The organism is Bacteroides sp. 1_1_14 (assembly GCF_000162515.1).
GTDB classification, from domain to species: Bacteria; Bacteroidota; Bacteroidia; order Bacteroidales; family Bacteroidaceae; genus Bacteroides; species Bacteroides thetaiotaomicron.
Window position 1 is genome coordinate 1 of sequence record NZ_GG774722.1, and the last position, 7137, is coordinate 7137.

Here is a 7137-nt window from a genome sequence, read left to right on the forward strand (position 1 = left end):
ATAAATGCGTTCTTTCCGATAAAGGAACGCACCAATGCTTTTGAAACAATTGAAGTCATAGCCAAAGATATATGGAGTAGGAATTTAATGCCATGCAATCTGTTGCCTTTTGCTATGGATTCGGGTGGAAACTATTATGCGTTGAACTTGAAGAATAAAAAGATTTACTATTACGTGACTGACGAGTGGGACGAAAACGCTTCAAGAGAATACAACTTTGAAACAAATACTCGTTACATCGCCCAGTCATTCAATTACTTTATAAATCATTTCATCGAAGAAGAGGAATAAAGCGGGCAGATAACAAGCGGATCAATCTCCTTTAATGATGATTATCCACCGAACATTAGCAATCAACGAAATAAATATAAAACAATGAGTGAAATTAAAGAATACCGTCCAATTAACGAGGACGAACGAATTGAAATAGATCAGCTTGCAGCTAAAGGCTTAGTCCTTATTGGCTTGCAGGAAAGTGCTGAATCCTCTGTCATCCTTGATGGCATAAAGAACTATCTCAATAATTTTGAAAGTTCAGATGACGAGGAAATTACTGATAGAGCTTATGAGTTAGGTTCCCTGTTAGGAAACACTATCCAAAAGCACTATGGATGGAACTGGTTTTGTGTAGAGGAAAATACAGATGATTCTTTTCATTGTGTTGCCTCTAATAAAGAACGAGCCTGCTGCGCCTGTCATGAATATATATACTCCATATTGACAAAACAGCATTCCAATAATGTAAAGTTGCTGTTCAATATGATAAATAAAGATTATCCAAAAGAATGGCATTTCATGTTGCTTTCTTAAACGATTGCTAACAAACAGCAAGCCGACTGAATAAGCGGAACGCTGCCAAACATTAGTCGCTTGAAAAATAAAAAAGAAAATGAGCAAGATAATGATATGGGTCGGTCAATTCGATTCCGAAGCTGACTTTGAGAAATATATGGATCAATCGGCTTTCCGTCAATGGTGGAAAGAATACGATGAAGACAATAAGGAACTTCGTTGCCAGTTCTGTAAAGAGCTTGGTGTAATGGACTATGACGAAGATTCTCTTATTATGAAATATTCTTCTGAAGGACTTGAGAATCTGTTGAATGTTATTCCGGCAGACACAGATAAAATCAAGGAAATACTAAGAGCGAAAAAAATAACTGTCGCAAATGCGGCAATCATGTATAATAGCCATGAGGGTATATCATTGCAGAAAGCGACGAATACCGTATCGGTATCCTTCTTGGGCTCTTTTATTTTTGAACTTAATCCGACTGGTACAACAGTCTCGACTGCCGGTTTGAAATATATGACATGGATTGGGCATACCGATAAAAATGAAACCGAATTTATGGAGTATTTTAATCAAGAGCAATACCTCAAGGAGTTGGAAGCGTATGAATCCGGTCAGAGCAAAAAGCGTCCCAATCCCGAACATCGTTGTCAGTTCTGTAAAGACTTAGGTATAAAATTCTATTATCCAGAGTTTTTAAGAATTAAAATTGACAAAACATGTACAATGAATTCTGTTCAATTAATTCAATCAGTTATAATAGACAATAATGTACTTGATTGTTGGGTTGAAAAATCATTAAATAGAAATGGCCTTAATAATGCCTCAAATAATTGTACTTTCTGCTATATCCCGAATGGTTTTAGAGATAAAAAGAAAACCAAAAGTTTTTATTCTTAAAGAAAACATGAAAGGTCATCTTGGCATACCTAAAAAATATGTTGAAGAGATTGCGGACTATAATGGTCTTCGTTACTTATCAACATTTGAATGGGAATAAGCGACTAACAAACAGCAAACCGACTAAAAAGCGGAACGCTGCCAAACATTATAAACTCTGGATATAAGGATGAATGTATGAATAATCAATATGCAGTTTTAATAAGTAGTGAAATCCCTGAACTTGGAGAATTGGACTTACTGCGCTCAATTTACCGAGAGTTGAATGGTTATATGGAAGATTACAATAACCAAATCAACTTAGATGATTTGGGAGATTGGAAACTTCTCATACAGATAAATCTTCGAAATACTAATGGGGGGATTGGGATTTTCAAACGGGCAAAACGTTTCCCATCTAATAAAGAGTTTGAAATATCTATTTCCATACCAGTACCAAATTTGGAGGAAGCACGCTATGGAATATCCGATATGACGGGGATTTATATTCCTTTAAATATTAAAAACTTCTACATTCTTTCTCCATGCTTTAGTAAATATGATAATTTGTATCATTATATTCTTGAGAGTGCAAAACAAACCATAGATGCAGCTTTTACTTATGGCTTTACATGTAACGGCAAAAGAATAAAGAAAAAAGAGTTTATAACAAACAGCACTACCGACTGAATAAGGCGGAACGCTGCAAACCATTATCCGCAATAGTAAAACAATTAAAAATTAAAAGATTATGGCAACAACAGAAGAAAGAGACATCTTTAATAATGAGTATGTTCAAATTTACACAAATGGTTCTGGTAACATTGTTCTGCTCTTCCAAAATGAGGTTGAAAAAACATTGGCAATAGGAGAGCAAATGAATGAGATAAACGAAGAGGCGTACATGAATGGTTACAACTGGGATGCCTTCTTCAACTACTATCTGGAAGAAAATGCACCAGACATTTTGGAAAGTATGGAAAGCGACCCTGAAGCTGGTTCTTACGCAGCTTATTTTGAGGACACCGCAGAAAACGAGCAAAAAGCAAAACGCTTTGCCGACATTATCATCTCTTTAATAGAAAACGAAGAAGAAATATATAAAATTCTTCGAGAGAAAGGAGATGAAATCGAATGGGATTAACCATTTGTATAAATAGAAATAATTATGCGGATAACACGCAGATAAGCAACCGTAACAGGTTGCTATCTGCATCCCATTAGTCGCTTGAAAAATAAAAAAAGAAAATGAGTAAGATAATGATATGGGTCGGTCAATTCGATTCCGAAGCTGACGTTGAGAAATATATGGATCAATCGGCTTTCCGTCAATGGTGGAAAGATTATGATGAAGACAATAAGGAACTTCGTTGCCAGTTCTGTAAGGAGCTTGGTGTAATGAACTATGATGAGGATTTTCTTATTATGAAATTCACATCTGACGGCTTGGCAGGATTACTTAACCTTATTCCTGCTGATACCCAAAAGATAAGTCTGTCGATGGCTGATAAAAATATTACAATGGCAAATGCTGTTATCTGCTATAATTGTCGTGAGGGTATATCTCCTAAGAAGGCAGAGAATGCCACAACCATGACTTATCTTGGTACGTTTGAGTTTGAACTGTCGCCTGAAGGTGTACAAGGGTCTAATGCTGGATTAGAATATATGATTTGGATTGGCACAACCGATAAAAGTCGGGAAGAATTTATGGAGTATTTCAATCAAGATGAATACATGAAAGAAATACGAGATTACAAAGAAAGTCGTACAAAGAAACGCCCAAATCCGGAACATCGCTGTCAGTTCTGTAAAGACATTAATATAAAGTATTACTATCCAGAATTTCTAACTGTGGAAATTAAGGATGAACCCGAAAATCCTTTTAATCTTGTTAGAATGATGATTGATAACAAACTTGTCCTTGACTGGTATATTGAGTCCGATATTGATGAATACCACATAAAGCCATCAAATTGTATTGTGTGCTATATACCCAATGGTTTCAAGGACAACAAAAGGAATCAGAAAATCTTTATTAAGAAGAAAAATTATGATTCATATGAAACACCTAAAAAATTTGTGGATGAATTAGACAGTTACAACGGTATTCAATATTTGGAAACTTATATTGCAGAATAAAGCGACTAACAAACGGATAATTTCCCTTAAAGGTCGATTATCCACTGGACATTATAATAAATAAAAATCAAAGCATTATGGCAAAATATGAGTTGGGGGCAATTTATAAAATTAATGGTCGAAGTGGTGAATTGTATTATGTAAGACTTTTGACAAACGACTGTTATGGCGTTTTTTCATCATTAGAAGGCGAACTGAATGAAGAGACATTTGCTCAAACCCATTATCGTCTCTATTTTAGCTGTAACTCTTTTCCTATAAAACGAGGTATATGGGAAAAAGTCGTATCATCTCCAAACTGTACAGATATTGCACGGTGGCAACGCCCTCAATATTTAGCTAATTTTGCTAATTTCAACATGAAATTATTTCTTGATCAATGTAGAGTTTTTCATGAAGATGGGAACCTTTATCAATGTGAAAGTAAAGAGGAGTTTATTAGATTAGTAAAATCCGGTAAGATTTTATTTTGTTTTAATACTTATGAAATTATACCAGACTTTCTAATGAGGTATTACAAGGATTTCCCCAATAGCTATATTGTAAATAAAGATTTTATCCATAGTGGAACTTTGGAATACCAAAAAGAACAAACAAATGTATTAAAAGAATTAGGCTTTGATATTGGAAACTTATTATAACAAGCGGCTGAACATTCCTATAAAGGTTAGTTAGCCACCAAACATTACCGATTAACAATGACAATATGAAATGGTATAAAATATACTTGAATGGAGAAAATCGAATATGGAAGAAATGTATTACATATTCGTGGGAGTTTATATATGAAGATAAAGAAATTAATTTTCAAAGAATTATAGATTCATCTTCATCGGAAAGGTATCAGATAAAAGCTCTTATCAAAGGTAAGGGGCTAATCGCTAAAAGTATATCTGAATTTGGGCAAATAAGAATGCCAGAATTTGCTGAAGTCAGCCATTTGTTTCTTGTCAGAGAAGATATATTGAATATAAACGAATTGTCCTCCATAAAAGGAATTTCTTTAAAAAGGGTTTCAGTACATGGAGATTTCCCACTTGATTATATGGCAATTATTTTTAATGAAGTAATTGATTGTGTTGACAATATTCATTCCAAACGAGAAGAATTTGAATGCATGAGTACACTTGTGTTAGATATGTCTAAAATACCTTCATCTGTAGATGGGTTCTTTTTAAAAGGGTGGAATAAATACGGTTTTTATAAAAACATTGTCAATGAAAATATGAAAATGCAATTACTTCATTTGTATAAGGCAAATGAGTTTTTAAAATTTAAAGAAATAGAAATAAATGGCACATCGGTAACAAATGGATAAATCTCCGTAAGAGAGATTATCCGCCGAACATTACCAATAATATAAAATTAAAAATGAGAAATAAATTAATTGATGAATTGGAGAAAATGATAGAATTACTACATCAAACAGGTTGGCATAAACAAGCGGTTTGGTATGAGAATAAGTTGAAACTAATAAAAGAAGGCGAAGAAGATTGTGAATCATTTTATCAAAATCTCCATGAAATTGATGCCTCACTTTCAGGCATTGGTTCGTTCTCTGATCTACCAATGAAACAAAAATTTGTCTCACTACAATGGAATTTGTCAGAAAGGATTCATCAATTAATTTTAGAAAACATTGGTAACAATCACCTAAACTGCTAAACGCAGTTAGCTGCATCCCATTATCAACTTATTAATGAATAAAATGAAAAAAGACAAACATATAAAAGTGCTATTCCACTTGGAACAAGATGAAGATGGCTATCCACCATTTTCTATTGAAGGTTTGTGGTGCAAAAAGGCAAGTAATGATACCTATATTGTCGATAATGTGCCATTCTATACCTATGGAATCAGTTTGGGGGATGAGATATGTGTTACAGAAGAAGATGGCGAATATCATTTTCAATCCATAGTGAATCCCTCTGGAAATAGCACATTGAGGGTACATTTTAACGATAAACGTATGCAGATGGTCAGAGACAAACTACTTGATATGGGATGCAAGGTAGAGATTTCTAATCTCTCTTCATTCGTATCCATAAATGTACCACAAGAAGTTTCCTTAAAAGTGGTCGAAGATGTTCTGACCAATATGCAAAAAGAATGTGATAGTTTGGCTTATGAACATGGTGTTGTCAGACAAAATATAAGTTGATAACAAACAGCAGATCGACTGAATAAGCGGAACGCTGCCGAACATTATCGTTGTCAACATTAGAATAAAAAAAATGAAAACAATAGAAGATATGAAACTTGAATTATTGAGTGATAACTCAAATAAGTTCATGCAGACTCTAATAGATTATGACATAAAAAGTAAAGACAAATATGGCAGTAATCTACTTCATTATTATATAATGAACTATGATAGTATTGTACATCCAGCAGGTGTGATTATATCCGAATTTATAAAAAAAGGATTGGATATAAATGATAAAAGAAAAGACGGACGGACTGCATTATATCTTTCTGTTCAGTGTCAGCTACAAGATATTTTTGAAATACTCCTGAATAGCAATGCAGATTTGGATATACAAAATGTAAATGGGAATACTCCTTTATGGGAAGCCGTTATGCGATACCGTGGAGATGGCTTCTTTATCGAACAACTTTTGAAAAATGGGGCTAATCCCGATATAAAAAATAACTATGGAGTATCTCCTAAATCATTGGCAAGAACTATCGCAAATTATGATGTAAGAAGATTCTTTAACAACGATAACAAACAGCAAACCGACTGAACAAGCGGCACGCTGCCAAACATTAATCGCTGAGAAAAATATGAATAATTGGATTGAAACATCAGGAAGCCCATTTGTCATTGTTGAGCAACAATATGCCCATCAATGGAAGGGTCAAGAAAACTACAATGCTATATGTAGCGTAACAGATTACTTGGGGAAAATCTATATAGACAATCATGTCTTATTGGTAATGGGAGATGAACCGATGGCTACACGCATAGTAAATAAAGATGGAGCAATTTTAATAATTCGTTGGAAGTATGCTCCCGATTATCTAACGGTGGAAAAACTTCTGGAGAATGATATAGTAACTGGGGCAGAACCGATAGAAGAAGTTGAAGTAAAATGGGATTCTACTGAATTAGTCCTATTTGATTCTTTGTCTCCCTATTGTGAAGCGTCGGTTAAAGTTTTTTATCATTACAAAAAACATCTTGTATAATAAAAACTTATCTTTATCAAAAAGACGAAGTATCTTTAATAATACATTCAATCCAATAAAGACGATTAACAAGCGGCTCAACCTCCCCTTAAAGGTCGGTTAGCCACCAAACATTATCTGCCCATAAAAAG

12 protein-coding genes are annotated in these 7137 nt (G+C 34.0%); all 12 read left to right on the forward strand.

The annotated features are described in order from the left end of the window. Positions 1-291: SMI1/KNR4 family protein (locus HMPREF9007_RS00435; RefSeq protein WP_032850838.1), on the forward strand; the 291-nt coding region annotated here is incomplete at its 5' end. A gap of 84 nt (positions 292-375) precedes the next feature. Next, positions 376-810 (forward strand): hypothetical protein, encoded by a 435-nt coding sequence (locus HMPREF9007_RS00430; protein ID WP_008620114.1) that lies wholly within the window; start codon positions 376-378, stop codon positions 808-810. Between the two features lie 79 nt (positions 811-889). Then, complete coding sequence (locus HMPREF9007_RS00425) at positions 890-1693, forward strand: immunity 22 family protein (RefSeq protein WP_277754734.1); 804 nt, start codon at positions 890-892, stop codon at positions 1691-1693. Positions 1694-1870: 177 nt separating this feature from the next. After that, the gene (imm9, locus tag HMPREF9007_RS00420; RefSeq protein ID WP_008620116.1) at positions 1871-2362 is read left to right on the forward strand and encodes an Imm9 family immunity protein; all 492 of its coding nucleotides are present in this window, start codon (positions 1871-1873) and stop codon (positions 2360-2362) included. A gap of 61 nt (positions 2363-2423) precedes the next feature. After that, positions 2424-2816 carry an Imm51 family immunity protein gene (locus HMPREF9007_RS00415; protein ID WP_008620118.1) on the forward strand — a complete coding sequence of 131 codons (393 nt, stop codon included), beginning with the start codon at positions 2424-2426 and terminating at the stop codon, positions 2814-2816. A gap of 104 nt (positions 2817-2920) precedes the next feature. Then, positions 2921-3814, forward strand: a complete 894-nt coding sequence (locus tag HMPREF9007_RS00410; RefSeq protein ID WP_004319190.1) for an immunity 22 family protein — start codon at positions 2921-2923, stop codon at positions 3812-3814. A gap of 77 nt (positions 3815-3891) precedes the next feature. Next, positions 3892-4455 (forward strand): hypothetical protein, encoded by a 564-nt coding sequence (locus HMPREF9007_RS00405; protein WP_004295267.1) that lies wholly within the window; start codon positions 3892-3894, stop codon positions 4453-4455. A gap of 65 nt (positions 4456-4520) precedes the next feature. Then, on the forward strand, positions 4521-5132 hold the full coding sequence (locus HMPREF9007_RS00400) for a hypothetical protein (protein WP_008620122.1): 612 nt from the start codon (positions 4521-4523) through the stop codon (positions 5130-5132). Between the two features lie 53 nt (positions 5133-5185). Then, a complete protein-coding gene (locus HMPREF9007_RS00395; protein ID WP_008620111.1) occupies positions 5186-5479 on the forward strand; it encodes a hypothetical protein in 294 nt (97 codons plus the stop codon). A gap of 43 nt (positions 5480-5522) precedes the next feature. Continuing rightward, entirely contained in the window at positions 5523-5975 is a 453-nt protein-coding gene (locus HMPREF9007_RS00390; RefSeq protein ID WP_016212891.1) for a DUF4265 domain-containing protein, read from the forward strand. Positions 5976-6048: 73 nt separating this feature from the next. After that, positions 6049-6561: an ankyrin repeat domain-containing protein gene (locus tag HMPREF9007_RS00385; RefSeq protein ID WP_008763874.1), complete on the forward strand. Its 513-nt coding sequence runs from the start codon at positions 6049-6051 to the stop codon at positions 6559-6561. A gap of 40 nt (positions 6562-6601) precedes the next feature. Next, entirely contained in the window at positions 6602-7006 is a 405-nt protein-coding gene (locus tag HMPREF9007_RS00380) for an Imm21 family immunity protein (RefSeq protein WP_008763875.1), read from the forward strand. Positions 7007-7137 lie beyond the last annotated feature (131 nt).

Coding starts and splice junctions, on each gene's coding strand:
- HMPREF9007_RS00430 (WP_008620114.1), top strand. CDS start 376: ATGAGTGAAATTAAAGAATACCGTCCAATTAACGAGGACGAACGAATT.
- HMPREF9007_RS00425 (WP_277754734.1), top strand. CDS start 890: ATGAGCAAGATAATGATATGGGTCGGTCAATTCGATTCCGAAGCTGAC.
- imm9 (WP_008620116.1), top strand. CDS start 1,871: ATGAATAATCAATATGCAGTTTTAATAAGTAGTGAAATCCCTGAACTT.
- HMPREF9007_RS00415 (WP_008620118.1), top strand. CDS start 2,424: ATGGCAACAACAGAAGAAAGAGACATCTTTAATAATGAGTATGTTCAA.
- HMPREF9007_RS00410 (WP_004319190.1), top strand. CDS start 2,921: ATGAGTAAGATAATGATATGGGTCGGTCAATTCGATTCCGAAGCTGAC.
- HMPREF9007_RS00405 (WP_004295267.1), top strand. CDS start 3,892: ATGGCAAAATATGAGTTGGGGGCAATTTATAAAATTAATGGTCGAAGT.
- HMPREF9007_RS00400 (WP_008620122.1), top strand. CDS start 4,521: ATGAAATGGTATAAAATATACTTGAATGGAGAAAATCGAATATGGAAG.
- HMPREF9007_RS00395 (WP_008620111.1), top strand. CDS start 5,186: ATGAGAAATAAATTAATTGATGAATTGGAGAAAATGATAGAATTACTA.
- HMPREF9007_RS00390 (WP_016212891.1), top strand. CDS start 5,523: ATGAAAAAAGACAAACATATAAAAGTGCTATTCCACTTGGAACAAGAT.
- HMPREF9007_RS00385 (WP_008763874.1), top strand. CDS start 6,049: ATGAAAACAATAGAAGATATGAAACTTGAATTATTGAGTGATAACTCA.
- HMPREF9007_RS00380 (WP_008763875.1), top strand. CDS start 6,602: ATGAATAATTGGATTGAAACATCAGGAAGCCCATTTGTCATTGTTGAG.